This window comes from Pseudomonas sp. LF020 (assembly GCF_053456425.1).
Genome location: NZ_JBRFIX010000001.1, coordinates 685,042 through 708,028, shown reverse-complemented (window position 1 = coordinate 708,028; position 22,987 = coordinate 685,042). Strand labels below are relative to the sequence as shown.

General features: G+C 61.8%; 19 protein-coding genes and 1 pseudogene. 7 read left to right on the top strand and 13 right to left on the bottom strand.

The features are described from left to right. Positions 1–273: 273 nt before the first annotated feature. The 3 genes and pseudogenes from ACU680_RS03305 to ACU680_RS03295 all read right to left on the bottom strand — a co-directional run. Positions 274–1,176 (bottom strand): annotated as a pseudogene (locus ACU680_RS03305) (HAMP domain-containing protein); the annotation flags it as partial. 264 nt (positions 1,177–1,440) lie between these two features. Further along, positions 1,441–2,793 (bottom strand): aminotransferase-like domain-containing protein, encoded by a 1,353-nt coding sequence (locus ACU680_RS03300; RefSeq protein WP_367085383.1) that lies wholly within the window; start codon positions 2,791–2,793, stop codon positions 1,441–1,443. 193 nt (positions 2,794–2,986) lie between these two features. Then, positions 2,987–3,748 (bottom strand): SDR family oxidoreductase, encoded by a 762-nt coding sequence (locus ACU680_RS03295; protein WP_367085384.1) that lies wholly within the window; start codon positions 3,746–3,748, stop codon positions 2,987–2,989. A gap of 239 nt (positions 3,749–3,987) precedes the next feature. On the opposite strand from ACU680_RS03295, the gene ACU680_RS03290 reads away from it, so the two are divergent. Continuing rightward, on the top strand, positions 3,988–4,992 hold the full coding sequence (locus ACU680_RS03290; protein ID WP_448178639.1) for an NADP-dependent oxidoreductase: 1,005 nt from the start codon (positions 3,988–3,990) through the stop codon (positions 4,990–4,992). 85 nt (positions 4,993–5,077) lie between these two features. Here the strand turns inward: ACU680_RS03290 and pyrF are convergent, their stop codons facing one another. After that, positions 5,078–5,776: an orotidine-5'-phosphate decarboxylase gene (gene pyrF / locus ACU680_RS03285; RefSeq protein ID WP_448178638.1), complete on the bottom strand. Its 699-nt coding sequence runs from the start codon at positions 5,774–5,776 to the stop codon at positions 5,078–5,080. A 295-nt stretch (positions 5,777–6,071) separates the two neighbouring features. Between pyrF and ACU680_RS03280 the strand changes: the two genes are divergently transcribed. From ACU680_RS03280 to xopAW, 3 genes are all read left to right on the top strand, one after another. After that, a complete protein-coding gene (locus tag ACU680_RS03280; protein WP_041073744.1) occupies positions 6,072–6,821 on the top strand; it encodes a response regulator in 750 nt (249 codons plus the stop codon). Further along, positions 6,821–7,870 (top strand): sensor histidine kinase, encoded by a 1,050-nt coding sequence (locus tag ACU680_RS03275; RefSeq protein WP_448178637.1) that lies wholly within the window; start codon positions 6,821–6,823, stop codon positions 7,868–7,870. Before ACU680_RS03280 ends, ACU680_RS03275 begins: the two co-directional genes overlap by 1 nt. 234 nt (positions 7,871–8,104) lie before the next feature. Then, positions 8,105–8,959 (top strand): XopAW family type III secretion system calcium-binding effector, encoded by an 855-nt coding sequence (gene xopAW / locus ACU680_RS03270; protein ID WP_448178636.1) that lies wholly within the window; start codon positions 8,105–8,107, stop codon positions 8,957–8,959. 733 nt (positions 8,960–9,692) lie between these two features. On the opposite strand, the gene ACU680_RS03265 is transcribed toward xopAW, so the two are convergent. The 9 genes from ACU680_RS03265 to ACU680_RS03225 all read right to left on the bottom strand — a co-directional run bounded on the left by ACU680_RS03265 (position 9,693) and on the right by ACU680_RS03225 (position 17,725). Continuing rightward, positions 9,693–10,733 carry an AI-2E family transporter gene (locus tag ACU680_RS03265; RefSeq protein ID WP_448178635.1) on the bottom strand — a complete coding sequence of 347 codons (1,041 nt, stop codon included), beginning with the start codon at positions 10,731–10,733 and terminating at the stop codon, positions 9,693–9,695. Between the two features lie 69 nt (positions 10,734–10,802). Beyond that, on the bottom strand, positions 10,803–11,609 hold the full coding sequence (locus tag ACU680_RS03260) for a DUF4892 domain-containing protein (protein WP_448178634.1): 807 nt from the start codon (positions 11,607–11,609) through the stop codon (positions 10,803–10,805). A gap of 115 nt (positions 11,610–11,724) precedes the next feature. After that, complete coding sequence (locus ACU680_RS03255; protein WP_448178633.1) at positions 11,725–12,579, bottom strand: alpha/beta hydrolase; 855 nt, start codon at positions 12,577–12,579, stop codon at positions 11,725–11,727. Next, positions 12,576–13,382, bottom strand: a complete 807-nt coding sequence (locus ACU680_RS03250) for an alpha/beta fold hydrolase (RefSeq protein ID WP_448178632.1) — start codon at positions 13,380–13,382, stop codon at positions 12,576–12,578. Before ACU680_RS03250 ends, ACU680_RS03255 begins: the two co-directional genes overlap by 4 nt. A gap of 211 nt (positions 13,383–13,593) precedes the next feature. After that, complete coding sequence (locus ACU680_RS03245; RefSeq protein ID WP_448178631.1) at positions 13,594–14,037, bottom strand: hotdog fold thioesterase; 444 nt, start codon at positions 14,035–14,037, stop codon at positions 13,594–13,596. A 31-nt stretch (positions 14,038–14,068) separates the two neighbouring features. Then, a complete protein-coding gene (locus tag ACU680_RS03240; protein ID WP_448178630.1) occupies positions 14,069–15,724 on the bottom strand; it encodes an AMP-binding protein in 1,656 nt (551 codons plus the stop codon). Between the two features lie 160 nt (positions 15,725–15,884). Next, on the bottom strand, positions 15,885–16,337 hold the full coding sequence (gene sixA, locus ACU680_RS03235) for a phosphohistidine phosphatase SixA (RefSeq protein WP_448178629.1): 453 nt from the start codon (positions 16,335–16,337) through the stop codon (positions 15,885–15,887). Then, entirely contained in the window at positions 16,334–16,681 is a 348-nt protein-coding gene (locus tag ACU680_RS03230) for a DUF4389 domain-containing protein (RefSeq protein ID WP_448178628.1), read from the bottom strand. The genes sixA and ACU680_RS03230 overlap by 4 nt, the downstream gene beginning before the upstream one ends. Positions 16,682–16,699: 18 nt before the next feature. Beyond that, positions 16,700–17,725: an NAD(P)H-dependent glycerol-3-phosphate dehydrogenase gene (locus ACU680_RS03225; protein ID WP_448178627.1), complete on the bottom strand. Its 1,026-nt coding sequence runs from the start codon at positions 17,723–17,725 to the stop codon at positions 16,700–16,702. A 196-nt stretch (positions 17,726–17,921) separates the two neighbouring features. Here ACU680_RS03225 and ACU680_RS03220 point away from each other — a divergent pair, with 196 nt between their 5' ends. Genes ACU680_RS03220 through ACU680_RS03210 form a run of 3 tightly spaced genes read left to right on the top strand, consistent with a single transcriptional unit; the run spans position 17,922 to position 22,880 of the window. Next, positions 17,922–20,045: a TonB-dependent receptor plug domain-containing protein gene (locus tag ACU680_RS03220; RefSeq protein WP_448178626.1), complete on the top strand. Its 2,124-nt coding sequence runs from the start codon at positions 17,922–17,924 to the stop codon at positions 20,043–20,045. A 1-nt stretch (position 20,046) separates the two neighbouring features. Next, a complete protein-coding gene (locus tag ACU680_RS03215; protein ID WP_448178625.1) occupies positions 20,047–20,979 on the top strand; it encodes an ABC transporter substrate-binding protein in 933 nt (310 codons plus the stop codon). Next, positions 20,976–22,880 (top strand): ATP-binding protein, encoded by a 1,905-nt coding sequence (locus ACU680_RS03210; protein WP_448178624.1) that lies wholly within the window; start codon positions 20,976–20,978, stop codon positions 22,878–22,880. The genes ACU680_RS03215 and ACU680_RS03210 overlap by 4 nt, the downstream gene beginning before the upstream one ends. Positions 22,881–22,987 lie beyond the last annotated feature (107 nt).

Genomic DNA, 22,987 nt, shown 5'->3' with positions numbered 1-22,987 from the left:
ATCCGCCGTTTGCGCAGCCAGTGCCGCCTCCTCGGCATTGCGCGCCACGTCATGCACGGTGGCGGTCATCTGGTTCATGGCCGTGGCCACCTGCTCGGTCTCTTCCTTCTGACTATTGACCTCGAGGTTGGTCTGCTCGGTGACCGCCGACAGCGACTGCGCGGAACTGGCCAACTGCTCGATCCCCGCCTGCAAACCGCTGACGATCGTGCTCAGCCCGGTGCCCATCTGCTGCATCGCCAGCATCAGTTGACCGATTTCATCACGCCGGGTGACCTCTACCCTCGCACTCAAATCCCCGGCCGCAATCTGCTGTGCAACCCGCATCACGCTGCGCAACGGCGCGACAATCAAGCGGGTGATGACCCACGCGGCAATCAGCCCGACCAGCAATGCCAGCGCCGAAGAACCGATGATCAACGCGGAGTTCTTCTTCAGTTCCGCCTGCATCGCGCCGTCCTCGGCGCCATAGGCCTGATCCACGCGCTCCATCACCTGCGACGCACGCTGGTGCAACTGTTCGTAGACGGTTTTTTCCTGGGCCAGCAGGCCGGTGTACTCGGCGAGTTTGTCGTTGAAACCGGCGATGTGCCCGGACACTTCATTGAGGACCGTCAGGTAGCCCTCATCCTTGACCGTGGTCTTCAACTGCTCGGCCTGAGCCTGGGCCTGAGCGGCCTGCTCGATGTTGCCCTTGCCGGCACTCTCGGCATCGCCCTTGCGGCTCTGGTCGAGACGAATCCGCGCCTCGTTCATCGCCTGCAGCATCAGCCGCGACACCTGGCTGACCTGACTGGCCTGCTCGATGAATTGCGCGCCGTCCTTGCCCTCGGTGTCCTTCAAGGTATACGCGCCGTCATCGGCCAGCCCGGCTTGCAGCACATCCAGGTTATTGGCCACGCTGGACACCGACCAACTGGCCATTTCCAGCGCCAGATCCTTGGCCTGGGTCAGCGAGACAAACTCATCGAAAGCCTTGCGATAAGCGCCCAATGCCTGCTCGACATCGCCCATCACCGCCACGTTGGCCGGTGACTGCGCCTTGAGCTGCGCCGCCTGAGCCAGCAAAGCGTCTACGCCTTCGTGCAAGGCATCGACGGTTTTCGGGTTGCTGTGCAGCGCATAATCCTGCTCCAGCAGCCGCACCTTGAGCAGTGCACTGTTGAGCGACGACATCTGCTTCAGCCCATCGAAGCGCTGACTGATGGTCAGCAGGGACCAGACACCGATGGCGGCCACCAGCGCGGTCAACAGCAGCACCAGCACGAACCCGATACCCAGTTTCTTCGCCATACCGAGGTTGGCAAAACGTCCTTGCACGGCGGAAATCATTGCGCGTAGTCCCCTGCCAAAGTCTGTTGCCGAAGATTCGCAACGGCCATGGAGCAGCACAAGTCTCTGGAGTCGGAATAATGGCAAAAAGCTACGCACGCGTCGTTTTCAGAACGCTTGAGGTCGATTCACGCGAGTGCTGCGAAAAAACTGCCGGGCCCGTGGATCACAGGCATAGGCGACATTGATCCGCTGCCACTCACCGACTTCGCCACTGGGGCTGAAAGCCCCCGGAGCACACAGGCGCACGCCACTGCATTGCGCCTGCCCATGCAAACGGGCGGGATCGCTCAGCGGTGCCCGGGCCCAGATGAACAGGCCGCCACACGGCTTGCCGAAAACCTCCCATTCGGCATCTTCCAACGCCTGCAACGCGGCAATCCGATCAGTGTTCAGGCGCTGACGCTGACGCTGGACCATTTTGCGATACGCACCATTGGCCAGAAGACTGGCCAGCACTGCCTCATTGAAACTCGAGGTGCCCATGCTGCTGATCATCTTGACCCGCGCCAGACGCGCTATCAGCGGCGGCTCGGCATACACGAACCCGACACGTAGCGAGCTGCTCAGGGTCTTGGAAAAACTGCCGATGTAGATCACTCGCTCGTCGAGTGCCGCCAGGCGTGTGCCATTACCATTGTGCAGGTCAGCGTAGACATCATCTTCGATAACGCGCACATCGTGGGCGTTGCACAATTGCAGGATCTGTTGTGCAACGCCCAGGGTCAGGCAGGAGCCGGTGGGATTGTGGTGGTGGCTGTTGATGAACATCGCCACCGGCCGGAACTGTCGCAACAGCGCTTCGAGGCCCTGGGGGTCCGGCCCGCTCGGGGTGCGACGCACTTCCAGCATCTGCACCCCGTGCAGGCGCAACAAATCAAACAGTTGCGCGTACCCGGGGGTTTCGACCACCACGCAATCCCCGGACTTGAACAGCGTGCGCACGAGCAGATCAAGCGCGTGGCTGGCACCGGAGGTCGTCAGCACCTGCTCATTTCGGGACTGGACGCCGATCAGCCTCAAGCGTTTGACGATCTGTTCGCGCAGGGCCGGCAGACCCAGCGGGCTGCTGTAATTGAACAGACTGGCCATGTCGGTACGGGCCACCTGACGGATCGCGTAACTCAAGTCATCGGACTCCCGCCAGCTTTGCGGCAAGCCACCCTCGCCGAGTTTCAAGCCGTCCTCCACTTGCTCGCAGTCAATCCCGACCAACCCGCCGCCGTGGGCGGCCACCATGAACCCGGCGCCCTGACGGGGAGCCAGAATGCCTTGCGCCACCAACCGCTCGCAGGCCTCGGCCACACACGACTGACTGAGCAGATTGGCGCGCGCAATCTGCCTGACGGAGGGCAGCCGCGTGCTCGGCGCCACACCACTTCGGGAGATCCACTCGGTCATGCCATCAACAATCTGCTGTACGACCGGCACCATTGCCAGTCGGTCAATTCTCAATTCCATGAGCACGCAAACTCCTGTCCGTTTTGCTGGCGGCAGTAAATCACAGCCACGGCCTGCAGGCTGTGCGACAAAGCCGTCAAAAGCGACAGTTCTAACTATTTGATACACATTGTTTAACGGATTCGCGGAATTGACGGGCGACAACAAGAAAACCCGCAGCAAGGCGGGCTTTCTCAAGTCTTGCGGCAACCCATCAGAAGGCGGTGACGCCACCATCCACCGCCAGAGAATGGCCAGTGGTAAACGCCGCGCCATCGCTGCACAGATACAGCACGGCGCTGGCAATTTCCTCGACCTTGCCGATGCGCCCGACCGGGTGCATCGCGTTGGCGAACTCGCCTTTCTTCGGGTCGGCCTCGTAGGCGCGGCGGAACATGTCGGTGTCGATCACCGCCGGGCACACGGCGTTGACGCGGATTTTCTTCTTCGCATATTCGATCGCCGCCGATTTGGTCAGGCCGATCACCGCGTGTTTCGACGCCGCATAAATGCTCATCTTCGGAGCCGCGCCGAGCCCCGCCACCGACGCGGTGTTGACGATCGCCCCGCCGCCCTGAGCGAGCAACAACGGCAACTGATACTTCATGCACAACCACACGCCTTTGACGTTGACGCCCATGATCGCGTCGAACTCGTCCATCGAGCCGTCGGCCAGCTTGCCTTGCTCGATTTCGATCCCGGCATTGTTGAAGGCGTAGTCGAGGCGCCCGTAAGTATTGATCACCTCGTCCATCAGATTCTTCACTTCGTTTTCGACAGTAACGTTGCAGCGCACGAAGGTCGCTTCGCCACCGGCTGTACGAATCAGCGCCACCGTGCCTTCGCCCCCTGCCGCGTCCAGATCGGCCACCACCACTTTCAAACCTTCGGCAGCGAATGCCTGGGCGGTCGCCCGGCCGATACCGTTGGCCGCTCCGGTGACTACGACCACTTGGCCGGAAAACGTCATGCTCATTGTTATGTCCTCGAAGGGAGAGATGCAGGAGGGATTTGCAGAATGGCAGCATAGCCAACGACGCGCGCCCCACGGCAGCACTATCAGAAGGCTGTTTATGCCTTCATGCATCGCAGTGATAAAAGCTGCCGGGGGACTATCACTGCACTGGATCATCGCGCATTCGCCGTATCAGCCAACCTTGCGGCATTGGCCTCGAGGGTCTATCAACAAGGCTTCATTCAGTTCGAGTGCCTGCCATGACCAGCCAGACCAATCGCCAGTTTCTGCTCGCCAAACGCCCGGTGGGGGCAGCGACCCGTGAGACCTTCACTTATCAGGAAGTCCCGGTCGGCGAACCGGGCGCAGGCCAGATCCTGGTGAAAAACCAATACCTGTCCCTCGACCCGGCCATGCGCGGCTGGATGAACGAGGGCAAGTCCTACATCCCGCCGGTAGAAATCGGTGAAGTCATGCGCGCCCTGGGCGTCGGCCAGGTCATCGCTTCGAACAACCCGGGCTTTGCCGTCGGCGACTACGTCAACGGCGCCCTTGGCGTGCAGGATTATTTCCTCGGTGAGTCCAGAGGTTTCTACAAGGTCGATCCGAAACTGGCACCGCTGCCGGTGTATTTGTCCGCCCTGGGCATGACCGGCATGACCGCTTACTTCGCGCTGCTCGACGTCGGCACACCGAAGGCTGGCGACACCGTGGTGCTGTCCGGGGCTGCCGGGGCGGTGGGCAGCATTGCCGGGCAAATCGCCAAGATCAAAGGCTGCCGGGTCGTCGGCATCGCTGGTGGTGCCGACAAGTGCAAATACCTGATCGATGAACTGGGCTTCGACGGCGCCATCGACTACAAGCACGAAGATGTACTGGCCGGACTCAAGCGCGAGTGCCCGAAAGGCGTCGACGTGTACTTCGATAACGTCGGCGGTGAGATTCTCGACGCTGTGCTCAGCCGTCTGGCACCGAAAGCCCGGGTGGTGATCTGCGGCGCCATCAGCCAGTACAACAACAAGGAAGCGGTCAAAGGCCCGGCCAACTACCTGTCATTGCTGGTAAACCGTGCGCGCATGGAAGGCTTTGTGGTGATGGACTACGCCGCGCAGTACGCCAGTGCCGCGCAGGAAATGGCCGGCTGGATGGCCAAGGGGCAGCTCAAGAGCAAGGAGGACATCGTCGAAGGTCTGCAGACCTTTCCGGAGACGCTGATGAAATTGTTCAGCGGGGAGAATTTCGGCAAGTTGGTGCTGAAGGTCTGAAGCAAGATCAAAAGATCGCAGGCTGCGCCAGCTCCTACAGGTGTTCACATAACCCCTGTAGGAGCTGCCGAAGGCTGCGATCTTTTTAGGTCAGTTCGGCCACGACCGACGCCAGTGCCTTGGCCGGATCCGCCGCCTGGCTGATCGGGCGGCCGATCACCAGGTAATCGGAACCGGCATCCAGCGCCTGACGCGGCGTCAGGATACGGCGCTGGTCATCTTGCGCACTGCCCGCCGGGCGAATCCCCGGGGTCACCAGTTGCAGCGACGGGTGGGCCGACTTCAGCGCAGTGGCTTCCAGTGCCGAGCACACCAGACCGTCCATCCCGGCCTTCTCGGCCAGCGCAGCCAGACGCAGCACCTGCTCCTGCGGCTCGATGTCCAGACCGATACCGGCCAGATCCTCGCGTTCCATGCTGGTCAGCACGGTCACGCCAATCAGCAACGGCTGCGGGCCGCTGCGCTTGTCCAGCTCTTCACGGCAAGCGGCCATCATGCGCAGACCACCGGAGCAATGCACGTTGACCATCCACACGCCCATCTCGGCGGCGGCTTTCACCGCCATCGCGGTGGTGTTGGGAATGTCATGGAATTTCAGGTCGAGGAACACCTCGAAGCCCTTGTCACGCAGGGTGCCGACGATTTCCGCGGCGCAACTGGTGAACAGTTCCTTGCCCACTTTGACCCGGCACAGTTTCGGATCCAACTGGTCGGCCAGCTTCAGTGCGGCGTCACGGGTGGGGAAATCCAGGGCGACGATGATAGGAGTCTGGCAGGCGGACATGGATGGGCTCTCAGGCAAGTCGAAATCGGCGCGCATTGTAGCGGAAGCGGCGCCAGCGCGGCACCCGATGATCGGTAAATCGTCGCCGCAAACGTGATCAGCATAGCGCTCGGTGCAATTGTGTCGAACCCGATACACAACCGACACGCCGCCAACAAGCGCCCGCGCTAGCCTCGCCAGCCGCAACACGTCCTTACATCAGCACTTCCCGCCTCACGGCAGGACGCCTATGCTGAAACCACCACCTCGCAGCCCATCTTTGTGGTTGGCGGCCTACTGGCAGATGAACAGCCCCATGCACAACACCCAGACCACCGTGACTGATGAGCAGAAAGACGACAAGCGCTGGAGCATCCGTGCGCTGATCGTCGATGACGATGTGCCGATTCGCGAGCTGATGATCGACTACCTCGCGCGCTTCAACATCCACGCCAGCGGTGTCACCGACGGCGCAGCCATGCGTCAGGCGATGCAAGCCGAGCATTTCGACGTGGTGGTGCTCGACCTGATGCTGCCCGGCGAAGACGGCCTGTCGCTGTGCCGCTGGCTGCGCGCCGAATCGGACATCCCGATCCTGATGCTCACCGCCCGCTGCGAACCCACCGACCGTATTATCGGTCTTGAGCTGGGCGCCGATGACTACATGGCCAAACCGTTCGAACCCCGGGAACTGGTGGCGCGGATCCAGACCATCCTGCGCCGCGTGCGCGATGACCGCACCGAACAGCGCGCCAACATTCGCTTCGACAACTGGCGCCTGAACAGTGTGCTGCGCCAATTGATTGCCGACGATGGCCTGGTGGTGCCGCTGTCCAACGCCGAATTCCGCCTGCTCTGGGTCTTCATCGAACGCCCGCGCCGCGTACTCAGCCGCGAACAACTGCTGGATGCCGCCCGTGGCCGTTCGATCGAGGCGTTCGACCGCAGCATCGATTTGCTGGTGTCGCGCCTGCGGCAAAAACTCGGCGACGACCCGAAAGCCCCGCAGTTGATCAAAACCGTACGCGGTGAAGGTTACCTGTTCGACGCGCGGGACATCGGCTGATGCGAGCGCGCTTCGACACGCTGTTCGGCCGCCTGTTTGGCATGCTGTTCGTGGCGATCGTCCTGGCGCACCTGCTGGCCTTTGCCTGGTTTCACCACTACGGCCCGCCCCCACCGCCACCCCCGCCGGAGTTTACCGAGGACGTCGACGGCCAGCGGCCGCCGCCGGATCCGCGTTTCGCCCATCGCCCGCCGCGTCCGTGGTTCGGCGGGCCGCTGGTGCCGCTGACCTTCCAGTTCATCTCGCTGATGATTGCTGCGTGGTACGGCGCCAAACTGCTCAGCCGGCCGATCCAGCGCCTGAGCGACGCCGCCGAACGCCTCAGCGAAAACCTCGACAGCCCGCCGCTGGACGAGTCCGGCCCGCGCGAGGCACGGCAAGCGGCGCACACCTTCAACCTGATGCAACAACGCATTCGCGAACAGGTGCAGCAACGGGCACGCATGCTCGGCGCCGTCTCCCACGACCTGCGCACCCCACTGTCGCGGTTGAAGCTGCGCCTGGAACAGATCGCCGACGAAAAACTGCAAGGCCAGATGCGCCAGGACCTCAACGACATGATCGGCATGCTCGACGCCACCCTCACCTACCTGCACGAACAACGCACCAGCGAAGCCCTGCAGTTGATGGATGTGCAGGCGCTGGTCGAATCGTTGTGCGAGAACGCTCAGGATCAAGGCGCGGACGTTGAAGTCAGCGGCCATTGCGCACCGCTGCAGGTGCAGCCGATGGCGCTGCGCTCGTGCATCAACAACCTGATGGACAACGCCCTGCGCTACGCCGGACAGGCGCGCATCGAACTGCAGGATCAACGCGAGCAACTGCTGATCCGCGTGATCGACCACGGCCCGGGCATTGCCGAAGACAAACGCGAAGCGGTGTTCGAACCGTTCTTTCGCCTGGAAGGCTCACGCAACCGCAACTCCGGCGGCGTCGGCCTGGGCATGACCATCGCCCGCGAAGCCGCGCAGCGTCTGGGTGGTCAGTTGAATCTGGAAGAAACCCCGGGCGGCGGCTTGACCGCAATCATCCGCCTACCGCGCACTTGAGAAACACACCTATCCCCCGTGGGAGCGGACTTGCTCGCGAAAGCGGTGTGTCAGTCGACTTCTGTGTTGAATGATCGGCCGCCTTCGCGAGCAAGCCCGCTCCCACAGGTTTCAGTGGTGTTCACTCCATCGTGTATACCCACCGGTACAAAGCCAAAACACCCAGGACATCTTGCCCATTGAGTCTGCACAAGCCGGTATACCCACCGGTTTTACAGTCCAAGGAGTGAGCCCATGATCAGTAGCGTCAGCAATTACACGAGCTATACCAGCACCAGCAGCACCTCCACCCAGAACGCCCGCAGCCAGCAATTGCAAAAGCAGCTGTTCGCCAAACTCGACAGCAATGGCGACGGCGCGGTGGATCAGGACGAACTGAAAAGTGCTCTGTCGCAGAAATCCGACGACGGCCTGCTGGTCAACCTGAGCAAACAATTCGGCGATCTGGACAGCGATGCCAGCGGCGGCCTCAGCGCCGAAGAAATGAGCGCCATGGCGCCCCCACCGCCACTGCAGGATCAAGCGCCCAACACCGACCTCGCCGACGCCCTGATCAGCGCCCTCGACACCGATGGCGACGGCGTCATCAGCAGCGACGAACTAAGCAACGGCCTGACCAGCGCCGGCAGCAGCGCCGACAGCAACCAGATCTTCTCGGCCTTGGACAAGAACAAGGACGGCACCGTCAGCCAGGACGAACTCACCGCCAGCCTGACCCCACCACCGCCTCCACCGCCACAACACGCCTCCAGCGACGAACTGTTCAGCCAACTGGACGCTGATGGCGATGGCAGCATCAGCGCCTCCGAACTGAGCAGCGCGCTGCAAAGCAGCGACAGCACTTCGACGAGTAACACTGATACCAGCGCCGCATTGCTCAAAGTCCTCGACAGTGACAGCAGTGGCGACGTGAGCAGCGACGAACTGAAAGCGGCGCTACAAGCAGGTCGGGAACGCCCGCACGCACAACAGGACGCCAGCACCCAGACCACCAGCGAAGCGCTGAACCGGATGATTGCCAACTTGAGCAAGCAGTATTCGCTGGACAATGCTGCGCCGGTGGGCAAGTACCTGAATGTGGCGACTTGAGTTGATGTCGTGACGAGTGATCGTTTCCATGCAGTGGTGTGGGAACGGTCATCTGGGTGTGACCGTGAGAGGCTGGTTGCCTTATAGGCCTCTTCGCGAGCAGGCTCACTCCTACAATTGGATCGAGTACAGGAAGTTAGAGATTGGTTGGCTGTAAGGCCGCCATCGCTGGCTAGCCAGCTCCCACAGGGATTGAAGGCATTCAGTTGGAAATTGGTCGGCTGTAAGACCGTCATCGCTGGCAAGCCAGCTCCCACAGGGATTGAAGGCATTCAGTTGGAAATTGGTCGGCTATAAGGCCGCCATCGCCAGCAGGCTGGCTCCCACAATTTTGAACTGTTTGCACCGCATGCGGCAAAGCCGCCCCACTCAATGGCCGAGTGTCCGCTCGCCGAAAGCTCTTGATCTTGACCTACGGGCGACATCGGAAGGCTGAGAGGAGGGATTGATCCGGGGGTGGGAGCGCAGCGACCGTTTGGCGCAGCCAAACACAGCGAGAGGAGGTGCAGCGAAGCAAACCGTAGGCGCTGCGCCCGGATCAATCCCGGAGCGAAGGGACCCCGAGCCCCAGCGAGCGGGCCGAACGTAGGAGCAAGCGTTTTGGGTTACTTTTTAGGCGTTTGTAAAAAGTGACTCGCCGTAAGGGCGAAACCGCCAGCCGCAACACCCAAAAAAACGGATATTCACCCAAACCCCCAGGAACCTGGTCGGCCCAAAGGCCGCCAAGCCAAACCTAGACCCGAGCCTGACTCTTGCTCCAATCCGTCAACAAACTATAAGCCACCGCCAACAACGTAGGCCCGATAAACAACCCGATAAACCCAAACGCAATCAACCCGCCAAACACCCCAAGCAACACAATCACCAACGGCAGGTTCCCACCGCGACTGATCAGATAAGGCTTCAACACGTTATCCACGCCACTGATGATGAACGTCCCCCAAATCCCGAGAAACACCGCCATCCCGTACTCGCCCTTCCACGCCAGCCAGGCCGTGGCCGGAATCCACACCAACGGTGGACCCATCGGAATCAGACTCAACAAAAAGGTCACGATCCCCAGCACCAACGCCCCCGGAACCCCGGCAATCAGAAAGCCGATCAACGCCAGAACCGCCTGCGCCGCCGCCGTACCGATCACCCCGTTGACCACCCGCTGCACCGTACCGGCCACCAGTTCGATGTAATACCCGGCACGCTCACCAATCAGCCGCTCCAGCAGACCGTGTACAAATGCCGCCAAGCGCGGCCCGTCGCGATAGAAAAAGAACACGAAGACAATGCTCAGGGTCAGCTCGAGAATCCCGCCGCCAATCTGCGCACTGCGCGCCAGCAGCCAGTTCCCGACCTGCCCCAGATACGGCTTGATCGACACCATCAGCGCTGCGCCCTGCTGATCAATGCTGTTCCAGACCCCGACCAGCCGCTCGCCCACCAATGGCACGCTGCCGAGCCAGGCCGGCGCCTCCGGCAGACCATCGACCTGCACATCCTTGATGAACGCCGTGGCATCGCGCACGTGATCGGCCAGGTTGAACCCGAGCCACACCAGCGGCGCCGCCACCAGCAACATCCAGCCCAGGGTCAAAATAGCTGCGGCGAGTGATTCGCGGCCATTGAGCCAGCGGGTCAGCAGACGCATCAGCGGCCAACTGGCGAACGCCAGCACCGCGCCCCAGAACAGCGCCGACCAGAACGGCGCCATCACCCACAGGCTGGCACCGAACAGCACCAGCAGGAGGATTTGCACCAACAGCCGATCGTTATTGAGCATGTAAAGTCTCGAAGAAGTCAGTCGGTCAAAGAGTAGGCGAACACGCCACGCGTGCACGCCCGGTGCAGCTTATCGCAACAGATCGATGCGCAGGCCAGGGCCGTCGACGCTCCCCGCCTCCATCCGCGCCGCCCGCACACCCTGGCCGATCAGCGCCTGACGCCAGGCCTCGGCCTTGGGTCCGGCAATCGTCACGCGCTGGGTGGTGTCGAGGTTCAAGCCACGGGAAATCAGCCGCAGCCAGGTGTCATCCGGATCCCCGGTCAGCTTGGGAAAGTCCAGTTCACCGGTGCTTTTGAGCTGTCGCAACAGCGTGGCCGAGGTCGGCAACAACTCGCCCAGCGGCGCGCCCGCTTCGAACTGTTCGACATGCAGGTAGGCTTTGCGATTGCCGCGGGTGATGCTGTAGAGCGCCACCAGGGTATTGTCCTTCGGTGCGGCCAGACGCAACAGCAGATAGGCCTGTTGCTCGTCGGCACCGTACAGCTTGGAGTTGCCAAACACTTCATTGGCCCACAGGCTGCTTTCGCCACAATCGCGGGCCTGACACCAGAACAGCAACTCGGCGTCCTGCTTTTGCAGGGCTTCGCGGGCGGCGGTGAAGGCTTCGGTGGCGGAATGCTCAGGCGGCAACTCGTAAGTGACCGAAGTGGTCTGGCCGCGCGCCGTGACCTGGCCGTCAAAGCGCAACTGGCCGCTGATCTTGCGGATCGAGCCCAGTGGATAGATCCGCTCAAGCTCAACGGGAGGGCGATAGTCGACGATCTGTGCATCGGCCAGACGCGGCACGATCTGCAGATCCTGGCTGCCGGGCACGTCGGCGGCGAACGAAAAGGAACTGAAACAGCACAGCGCCAACAGACTGAGTGACCGCATAGTCAGGCTCATCGGATCGGCATGGCTTGGCGGGTCGGGGGCGCAGCGGTATAGAAATCCATCGTGTTTGTCTCCCATTTCAACCCGCCCAGCCTCGACAGTTGCCCGGTGCAAGTCAAGGAATGGCGAAGAAGCGATTGAAACAGTCTGCGACAAGGTCGGCACCGGACTCCTCGTTCAGGTGCAAATGATGCCCGCCCGCCAGCTGTTCCTGGCTAAAGGGTAGACGCTCCAGCAACTCCGGATGTTTGGCCAGCATGCCGTCGACGGCCACTACCAATTGCGCCGGGCAGGTGACACGCTGAACGAAGGCCATCGCCTGCTCCTGGGTCAGGCGCAACGGCGACGGCAGGGTCAGGCGATTGTCGGTGCGCCAGGTATATCCACCGGGCACCGGCATCAAACCGCGTTGCGCCAGCAGTTCCGCGGCTTCGCGACTGACCGCCACCAGCCCCTTCATCCGCGCTTCGATGGCACGATCAAGGGTGTTGTAGACCGGCTTGCGCTTCTCGCGCAAATCCAGCTGCGCTTGCAGGGCCATGCCCATACGCTCGGCGGCATTTTCGCCTTTGTCCGTAGGAGGAATCACCCCGTCGATCAACGCCAAGTGGCTGATGCGCTCCGGCAACGACCCGGCCAGCACCAGCGAAACGATCGCGCCCATCGAATGCCCGAGCAGGCCGAAGCGCTTCCAGCCCAATTGCTCGGCGACCTGCAACACGTCGTGCGCGTAGTCCCACAGCGCATAACCGGCGCCGTTGGGCCGATGCCCGGAATGCCCATGCCCGGCCATGTCCAGCGCGATAATGCGCAAGCTTTTGAGCTTGGGCGCCAGGCGCGCAAAGCTGTTGGCGTTGTCGAGCCAGCCATGCAGGGCGATCACCGGCAGACCATCCTCGGGCCCGAACAAATGCGCGGCCAGTTCGATATGCGGCAGGCTCAGGCGCACTTCTTCGAAGATCGGGCTCATGCGCAGTCCTTCTGTTGGCGGCGCTCCCAGCGCGTAAACAGCTCTTTGAGCAGGCGCGCCGTGTCTTGCGGACGCTCGAGCGGGAACATGTGCCCGCCAGGCATGCTCAGCGCTTCACCCTGCGGCAGGCGCCCGACGAATCGGCTGTGATGACGCATGACCACCCGGCTCTTGTGGCCACGCACCACGGCCAGTGGCACCTGCAATTGGCGTGTGCGCCCCGGACTGGTGTGTGGCACGCCGCGGTAGATACTGATTTCGGTGGCCGGGTCGAAGCGCAGACGCAACTTGCCACCGACCGTATGCAATCCGTGTTGCAGATAGGCATCGAAGCATTCCGGATCGAAACCGCGGAACAGGGTCTTGCCGGCAAAATAGCTGCGCGCCGTGTCGAGATCGGCGAACTCTTCGCGCCGCCCCAACGTACGTCCGGCCGGGGTCAGTCTGTCGATGAACCCGAAGCGCTTCGCCGCGCGGATCACCCACTGGTCAGTGCGAGTCAGCACCGGCGAATCGAGCATCACCACGCCGCGATACAGCTCAGGGCAACGCAACGCCGCGTGCAGGTGCAACACGCCACCAAATGAATGGCCGACGCCCCACACCGGTTGATCCTGCTGCTGCAGATGGTGGATCAGTTCGTCGACCAGGTTGTACCAGTTGTCGTCCGCCGGGAAACGCGGGTCATGGGCATGCTGCTCCAGATGCGCGACCCGGTACTCGGGCGCCAGCGCCGCGAACAACTTGCCATAGGTGCCCGAGGGAAAGCCGTTGGCGTGGGCGAAAAAGATCGGTTGCGACATGCGGGCTTATCCATGAACGGGAAACGTGATGTTGATTGTCCGTAAGACCAGGAGCCGCAGCAATGACCATAACTGCCAGAAAGGGTGGTGGAGATGTCGTGAAAAGCAAAAGATCGTCCGATCGCGGCCCGAACCTGCGCCAGCTCCTGCATTGAAATACGATCCCATGTAGGAGCTGGCGCAGCCTGCGATCTTTTGATCTTATAGATCATCACCGCAGCGGCGGCTGCTCACCCAACGGCACCACCGCCATGGTAAGGCGCGACACACAACTGGCCTTGCCCTCGTCGCTGGTCAGGCGGATATCCCAGACGTGCGTGGTGCGACCGATGTGAATCGATTTAGCCACCGCTGTCACCCGCCCGCTGCGCAAACCGCGCAAATGGTTGGCGTTGATTTCCAGCCCCACGCAATAGAACTTGCTGGCATCGATGCACAGATAACTGGCCATCGAGCCGACGGTTTCCGCCAGCACCACCGAGGCACCGCCGTGCAGCAGACCGTAGGGTTGGTGGGTGCGGTGGTCGATGACCATGCTCGCCGTCAACGACTCGTCGTCAAAAGACTCGAAACGAATATCCAGCACTTCGCCGATGGTGTTTTTCTGGATTGCGTTCAACTGCTCGATGTTTGGAGTGGTGCGCCACAAGGTCATCGCAGGCTTCCTTTGTTGTTTTGATCGTCAGTCAATCCTGCCACAGCACCGCCTCGCTGCGCTCGCTCCATTCCTCAAAACGTGCACCATAGGTGTCTTCGATGACATTACGCTTGATCTTCAAGGTCGGCGTGAGAAAGCCGTTTTCCACCGCCCAACTGTCCTTGACCACCACCAGCCGCCGCAGCCGTTCATGCTTGTCGAGCACGGCGTTGACCTCTTCCAGCAGTTTTTCCAGGCTCGAATGCAGACTGGCCCGCCCCTCGTCCTGATTGACGGTGGAGATCACGCACAAGCCCAGCGGCGCACTCAAACCATCGCCGACCACACAGACCTGCTCGATCCGCGAATGCACTGCCAGACGGTTTTCAATCGGCGCCGGGGCGACGTATTTGCCTTTGCTGGTCTTGAAGATTTCCTTGAGTCGCCCGGTCAGGCGCAAGCGCCCCTCGGCGTCCTGTTCGCCCTTGTCGCCGGTACGCAGAAAACCGTCCTCGGTGAGGGTTTCGGCGGTTTTCTGCGGTTCCTTGAAATAGCCGAGCATGTTCGCCTGACTGCGCACCAGCACCTCGCCGGACTCATCGATGCGCACCTCGACCTCCGGGCACGGCTTGCCGATCCAGCCCTGTTTGTACTGGCCTGGTAGACAGATGTGCGAGTAACCACAACTCTCGGTCATGCCATACACCTCCAGCACATCGAGGCCAAGCTTCTGATACCAACTGAGCAAGGTCTGCGGCACCGGCGCCGCACCGGACAGGGCCACGCGCAATGCATCCAGACCCAACCCGGCCAGCACCTTGTGCCCGACCCGCTTGCCAATCCATGGCAGACCCAGCAGAAAATCCAGGCGCTTGGCCAGGATCTTGCCGTACACGCCCATCTGGAATTTGGTCCAGATCCGCGGCACGCCGAACATCGCGGTGGGTCGTGCCCGTTGCAGGTCGGTGATGAAGGTGTCGAGGCTTTCGGCAAAAAACACGGTTTGCCCGGTGTAGATCGAGGCCAGCTCAACGAACATGCGTTCGGCGACATGGCACAGCGGCAGGTACGACAGCAGCCGGTCGTTCTCGTTGAGCCCAAATAACTGCGTCCCGCGAGTGGTGGCAAACCCCAGATTGGCAAAGCTGTGCATCACGCCTTTGGGCGACCCGGTGGTGCCGGAGGTGTAGATGATGGTTGCCAGTTGTTCGCCTGCCGGGCGCGGATCGTCCCGGATCGGCGAGCTTTTCTGCAAGTCGTCCCAGCTGAAATCAAACTCGCCGGGCGGATGCAGCGGCAGGCTGATGGTGGGCATGTCCGCCGGTATCCCGGCGGACATGCCCGGCCAGTCATCGAGTTTGCCGATGAACGCCAGCACACTTTCCGAATGCGTCAGCACTTGATTGACCGAGTCTGCCGTGAGGTTGGGATACAGCGGCACCGACACATGCCCGGCCATCCAGATCGCCAGATCGGCAATGATCCAGTGCGCGCAGTTTTTCGAGATCAGCGCGATGTGGCTGCCCTGCGGTAATTCACGTGCGCGCAGCCAGTGCGCGGCACAACGGGCCTGATGACCGACATCGGCCCAGGTCAGGGTCTCGACCTGCCCGCCACCGATAGGCTGCACCAGAAAGCGTTGGCGCGGGTGCCGGGCCTCACGTTCGTAGAACACGTCCAGCGGCAAACGGAATGCGGCAGACATGCGACTCGCTCCTGTTTTTTTGGTCTGGAGCAAGCGTAGTCAACCAAGCAAGTGCTTGGTTGGATTTTTTACCAAAAGAAACAAGATCAAAAGATCGCAGCCTGCGGCAGCTCCTACACGGAACAATGTAGGAGCTGCCGAAGGCTGCGATCTTTTGCTTTTAAGGGTGCTTGAGGCTGTTGAGGGTCATCGAGCCAATCAGCAATTCAGGGCTTTCCAGCTCGGCAAGGCCAGCGGTGCCGACCTTCTCCGGCGGATACCCGGCACCATGCTGCAGATAACTCAGCAGATTGCCCACCAGCGGGTTGTGGCTGACCAGCAGCACATTGCTCACTGAGACCAGTTGATCGGTGACCTTGTCCGGATCAGTCTCCGGCGTCAGCCATTCGACCGTGCGAATCTCCGGCTCGAACCCCAGCGCCTCGCGGACAATCTGCGCAGTCTGTTGCGCACGCAGATAAGGGCTGGCATAGATCGCCGTCAGCGGCTGGCCGATCAGCCGGGCCGCACTCTTCAAGGCTTCTTGACGACCGTGCTCGGTCAACGCCCGTTCGGAGTCGGGGCACGAGCCGTAAGGCACGGCCTCACCGTGACGCAATACCCAGAGTTTCATAGCTTGGGTTCCTCATCGCGGACCGGATGCGGGGCTGGCGGCACGGCGTGCGGCGCCTCGCCTTCCGGAGCACGCGGGGTTGGCCAGTCGGCGAACGGCCAGGGTTTCTGGTCGCTGTGAAAGCTGCCGAAGCGGCCGATCTGCGCGAGGAACTGGCTCAGACTGTCGCCGAAGTTCATCAGGCTGGCGCTCGGCGCGCCGTAAATCAAACGATAGATCAGTTGCACCAGCACCACCGCGCCGAGGATGAACTGCGCCACTTGCCAGACCAGCACATAGACGATCATCCACAGCACCCGCAGGAGGATGGATTCGTACTTGGCTTCGGTTTTCGGATCGTTCATGGCTCGCTTCCTGTTGAATCAGTTGAAACCGCTGGTGGAAATAAAGTCGACGTCGGTTTTCGGCTCGGCCCGCATCAGTAGACCGATCACCTGCTCCAGCGTGCGCCCTTCAAACAGGATCGCATGCAACCCGGCGACCAGCGGCATGTACACGCCAACCTCCTGGGACTTGGCCTTGAGCACCTTCAGGGTGTTCACGCCCTCGGCGACTTCGCCCAGGCGCGACACCGCTTCATCGAGGCTCAGGCCCTGACCTAGGGCAAACCCAACCTGATAGTTGCGGCTCTTCGGCGACGAGCAGGTCACGATCAAGTCGCCGACCCCGGCCAGACCGAGGAAGGTCATCGGGTTGGCGCCCTGATTCACCGCGAACCGGGTCATCTCGGCCAGGGCGCGAGTGATCAGCATGCTCTTGGTGTTCTCGCCCATCTCCAGCGCCACCGCCATGCCGGCGATGATCGCGTAGACGTTTTTCAACGCGCCGCCCAGCTCGACACCGAAGCGGTCGGCACTGGCGTAAACGCGGAAGGTGCGACCATGCAGCGCAGCCTGCACATGTTTGCACAACTCTTCGTCTTCGCTGGCGACCACGGTGGCGGTCAGCGCGTGCTCGGCGATCTCCCGCGCCAGGTTCGGCCCGGACAGCACGCCAATGCGCGCTTGCGGAGCGATCTCTTCGAGGATCTGGCTCATCAGTTTGAAGGTGTGGGCTTCGATGCCCTTGGTCAGGCTGACCAGCATCTTGCCGCTCAGGCGCTCGGCGTGGGCAGCCAGCACCGTGCGCAACGCGCTCGACGGCAGCGCGACGAAGCACAGCTCGCAGGCATCGAGGGTGGCCTGTAGGTCAGTGACCGCAGTCACTCCCGGCAGAATCTTGATGCCTTTGAGGTAACGCGGGTTCTCGCGGTTGACCCGGATGGCCTCGGCCTGCTCGGGGTCACGCATCCACTGCCGGACTTGATGGCCGTTCTCGGCCAATAGATTGGCCACGGCGGTACCAAAACTTCCGCCTCCCAGGACCGCAATCGGGCGCTGTTCAGTCATATGCAATCCGTTAATCCATACCAGTGGCGATGTCGGCATTATACGGGGCGACCGAAGCGCGGCCAGCCCCCGCGTCAATTACCGACACTTGTAGGAAGAAGACCAATAAACCCGAGGAAAATGCCAGCATCGTGACTGGAAAAGTCACTGTCCTCGGTTAACATGCGCGCCAATTCTCTGTGATCAAGGCTGTGTCGTGTCTTTTGGCTCTCCCCCCTCGCGTTCGTCGCTGCTGCTGGCGCTGCTGTTCAGCCCGGTGTTGCAGGCGGACGACCTGTTTGTCGACAGCGACGCGCTGCCGCAGGTGCTGACGGCCACGCGCCTGAAGCAGACGCCGGCGGAAGTGCCAGGGAGCATGACCGTGCTCGACAGTGAGCTGATCAACGCCAGCGGTGCACGAGACATCAGCGAGCTGCTGCGGCTGGTGCCGGGGATGATGGTCGGCAACATCAACGGCAATCAGGCGGCGGTCAATTATCACGGAACCAATGCCAGTGAAGCGCGGCGCATGCAGGTGCTGATCGATGGCCGCTCGGTGTACCGCGCAGGCCTGGCCACGGTGGACTGGAGCGACATTCCGGTGGCCATGGAAGACATCGAGCGCATCGAGGTTTTCCGTGGGCCGAACACCGTCAGCTACGGCGCCAACGCACTGATGGCGGTGGTCAACATCATCACCCGCAACCCGGCGGACAGCCACGGCACGCGCCTGAAGTACACCCGTGGCCAGCGCGGCATCAACGACTTCTACGCCAGCCAGGGCACGGGGTGGAACGGCGGTGATCTGCGCCTGTCGCTGTCCGGCCAGGAGGACGACGGTTTTGACAGCGACCGCACCGGCGCCGATTACCGCGACAGCCGTCGCTTGAACCGCTTCAGTCTCGCCGTCAGCCAGACCCTGAGCGACAACCAGAGCCTCGACTGGCAGGTCAACGCCAAGGACGGCAGCAACCAGCGGCCCTACACCTACCGTCCGGTGTTCTCGGGGATTACCGCTGCCGGGAACAATTCCGACGTGGTCGCCAAGGATTACGCCGGCTCGGTGCGCTGGAATCTCGACATCAACCCCGAACACAGCCTTTATATACAAGGCTCGGCCCAGCATTGGGATCGCCAGCAGGTGTGGCGCGCCTGCGATGCCGAAGTGTCGTTCAGCCCGCAACTGACCCAGCTGTGGCAACTCAACCCGAACTACACCGAACGCCTGGCGCGCAACATCAACCGCTTCACCGGCCCCGGTCCGGAAGCCGGAACGCCGCAGGAAATGGCCCTGGCCAATCAGGTGCTGGATCAATGGCGCAACGGTGCCAGCCAGACCCTGTGCGGCGACATCGATCAAAGCGCCCGCGAGTCGCGCTACGACCTCGAATTGCAGGACACCCTCAGTCTGTCCGACAGCCTGCGGCTGGTCAGCGGCATGAACTATCGTTACGACCGGGCCGACTCCGAGACCTACTTCAACGGCACGCTGGACGACACCACCTGGCGCGCGTTCGGCCAACTGGAGTGGCGCGCCAGTGAACATTGGCTGTTGCAGGGCGGCGCGATGTTCGAAAACACTCAACTGATCGGCAGCTCGCTGACGCCAAGATTCGCCGTCAACTATCTGATCAACCCGCGCCATGGCCTGCGCGCCGTGTACTCGGAGGCGATCCGTTCGCCGGACATGTTCGAGAACAACGTCAACTGGAGCTATCAGGTGAGCAACCTGCGCCCCTCGGCCTACGGTCAGTCTTCGGCGCGCTACTTCGTCAAGACCCGTGGCCCGGGTGATCTGGATCAGGAACACATGCGCTCGCGCGAACTGGGCTACAACGGCTATTTCGCCGAGCTGGGGCTGGCCGTGGACGTGAAGCTGTTCTACGACGAAATCACCGGGATGATCAGCGAGCCGCTGCGCAACAACCAGTACATCGCCAGCAACGCCAACAGCTCACGCTTTCGCGGCACCGAAACCCAGCTCGACTGGCGCCTGAGCCTGATCGATCGCTTGCGCCTGACCTATGCCTACGTCGATGCCGAGGCGAGCAATCCGCTGGATCAGCAATTTACCTCGCGCAACAGCGGTTCTGCCGGCTGGCTGCGCGACTGGGGCCACGGCTGGAACAGCGCCCTGTTCTATTACGGCGACAACGCGCTCAACGGCTACCGCTTCGAACGGGTCGACACGCGCATCGCCAAACGCATCCCGCTGGGCAAGGCGCAACTGCAATTGGCCGGCGTGCTGCAACAGCGGCTCGACAACCAGCCGACCACTTTCGTCGACAACAATTACGACGAACGCCGGGTGCTGTACTTCAGCGCCGAGCTGGAGTTCTAGGGTGCGCTACGGCACGCTGAACAAGACGCCAACCCTTGGCCACTGGCTGGCCGGTGTCTGTCTGTTTTTGACCGCGTGGCTGCACGGCGTGGCGGTGCAAGCGGCCGACATTCTGTTGACCGGCGCCGAAGAAAGCCCTGGCGTGCAGGCCTTCGTCCAGGCATTAAGCGAGCTACGCCCCACTGACAACGTGCGGTTCCAGCCTTTGGCCAGCCTGCCGACGCCGGGCAAGTTGCCGAGCAACCTGCGAATGATTCTGCTCGACCTGCCCAGCCTCGACTGGCGCCTGCAGGAGTCCCAGGGGCCGGCGACGCTGGTGTTGCGCATCAGCCGATTGCAAGCGCGGCAACGCCTGGGTGGCGCACAACCGCCGCACTTGAGTCTGTTGTGGAGCGACCCGCCGTTGGGGCGGCAACTGCAACTGATTCGGCGGATTCTGCCGCAGGTGCGGCGGGTCGGCGTGCTGTTCGATCAGCACAGCGAATTTCTGCTCAAGGAGCTGCACCACGCCGCAGAGCCGCTGAATCTGCAAATCGTCAGCCAGCGTTGGCACAACACCCAGGACAGTCGCCCGTTGCAAAGCGTGCTGAGAAACAGTGATGTGTTGCTGGGCCTCGACGATCCCGATCTGTACAACCCGAAAACCGCAAAAAACCTGCTGCTGAGCAGTTACTCCCGGCAAGTGGCGCTGGTCGGGCCGAACGCGGCGTTCGTACGCGCAGGGAGCCTCGCCAGCACTTACAGCGATCAGCCTGACTGGCTGGCGATCCTCGACCAGTTGCTGGATCGCCCGCCGGCAACGTGGCCGCGCACGCTCTACCCCGATCGTTTCAAAGTTTCAAGTAATGCGCAGGTCGCTCGTTCACTGGGTATCGAGCCAATCGATGAAGTGTCTGTTGCCCGCCAGTTGGCTGAAGGAGAAAGCCACCCATGAATCTGCGTCGCCGCTGGGACATCAACACCCGCACGCAATTGATCAGCCTCGGCCCGGCCTTGCTGCTCACGCTGCTGCTGATCAGTTTCTTTACCTTCGTACGAATTCAGGATTTACGGCAGGAGCTCAATCACACCGGGCAACTGATCGCCAACCAACTGGCGCCCGCCACCGAATACGGAGTGATTTCCGGCAACAACGAAGTGCTGGAAAGCCTGCTCAAAGCGACCCTGGCCACACCCAACGTGCGTTTTCTGGAAGTGCAGGACAGCGCCAACCGGATTCTCGCCTACGTTGAACAAGCCGCCGACGCGCACAACCGCCCGCATCAGGTCGAGGTGTTCCAGGCCCCGGTGCGCCTGCAACGGATCGCCCTCAACAGCGATTTTTTCCACGACGCCAAGGCCAGCAACAACGTGACCAGCGAGGACTATCTGGGCCGGGTGATCGTCGGTCTGTCCAACGATGCCTTCAGTCAGCGCCAACAGGAAATTCTACTCAAGGCCGGGATTCTGGCGCTGTTCGCCCTGCTCTTCACGTTTGTTCTGGCGCGGCGTCTGGCCGGCAGTCTGTCAGCGCCGATCCGCGATATCGGCAACGCGGTCAAGGCGATTCAGCAAGGCGACTACAAGACCCCGCTGCCGATCGTCGATGACACCGAATTGGGCGCCCTGTCGCAGCACATCAATAACCTCGCCCAGGCACTGGAGCAGGCCAGCCGCGAACAGCACCAGGCGATGGCGCAACTGATCCAGACCCGCGAGGAAGCGGAAAAGGCCAACAACGCCAAATCCGATTTTCTGGCGATGATGAGTCACGAACTGCGCACCCCCATGAACGGTGTGCTGGGCATGTTGCAGTTGCTGGAAACCACGGACATGACCGAGGAGCAGATCGAGTACGCGGCGCTCGCTTCCGAGTCCACCGAACACCTGCTGAAAGTCATCAATGACATTCTCGACTTCTCGCGGATCGAACGCTCGGAGCTGGAGCTTGAGCACATTCCATTCAACCTCGCCGACCTGATCGGCGCGTGTGCCCAGTCGTTCCAGCACAGCGCAGTGCAGCGTGGCCTGGACCTGAACCTGCGGATCCCCGAGGACATGCGCGACTTGCAGGTGCAGGGCGATCCGACGCGGATCCGGCAGATTCTGGTCAATCTGGTGGGCAATGCCTTGAAGTTCACCGAGCGTGGCCGGGTCAGCATCGAGGCGCAGTGGCAGTCGCTGGACCACGAACTGCTGTGGTTCACCTGCTCGGTGCGCGACAGCGGCATCGGCATCTCCCCGGAAAGTCTGGAGTTGATGTTCAATGCGTTCCAGCAGGCCGACAGTTCGATTTCCCGACGCTATGGCGGCACCGGTCTCGGTTTACCGATCGCCCGCACCCTGGCCGAACGCATGGGCGGGACGTTGCGCGCGCAAAGCGAAGAAGGTCTGGGGTCGGTGTTCACCCTGGAAATCCCGCTGGCCTTATATAAACAGACGCTGCCGCAGCTGGCACCACCGCGCGCGGGCAACGGCAATGGGCATGGCGAAGGACGCAATGTGTTGCTGGTGGAGGACAACCCGGTCAACCAGACGGTCATCGAAGCGATGCTGCGCAGCCTTGGGTTTACCGTCAGCGTCGCCACCGATGGCGCGCAAGCGGTGCGCAGTGCTGAAGGCAATGCTTTCGAAGTGATTCTGATGGACTGCCGGCTGCCGATCATCGACGGTTACGAGGCGACCCGGCAGATCCGCCAACTGCCCGGACGCGGCGAGGTGCCGATCATCGCGCTGACCGCCAATGCTTTGCAGGGCGACCGTGAAACCTGTCTTGCGGCGGGCATGAACGATTACCTGGCGAAGCCGTTCAAACGCAATGACCTACAACAGATTCTGCAGCGCTGGGTCCAGTAGTGACGGTTTTTCGACCATCTGCGACTGGCGTGAAAAGCGAAAGTGCGGCAGTCTTAGGCACCCGAACAAGCCTCAAAAGAGGCTTGAATAAAAATTTCAGTGCACAA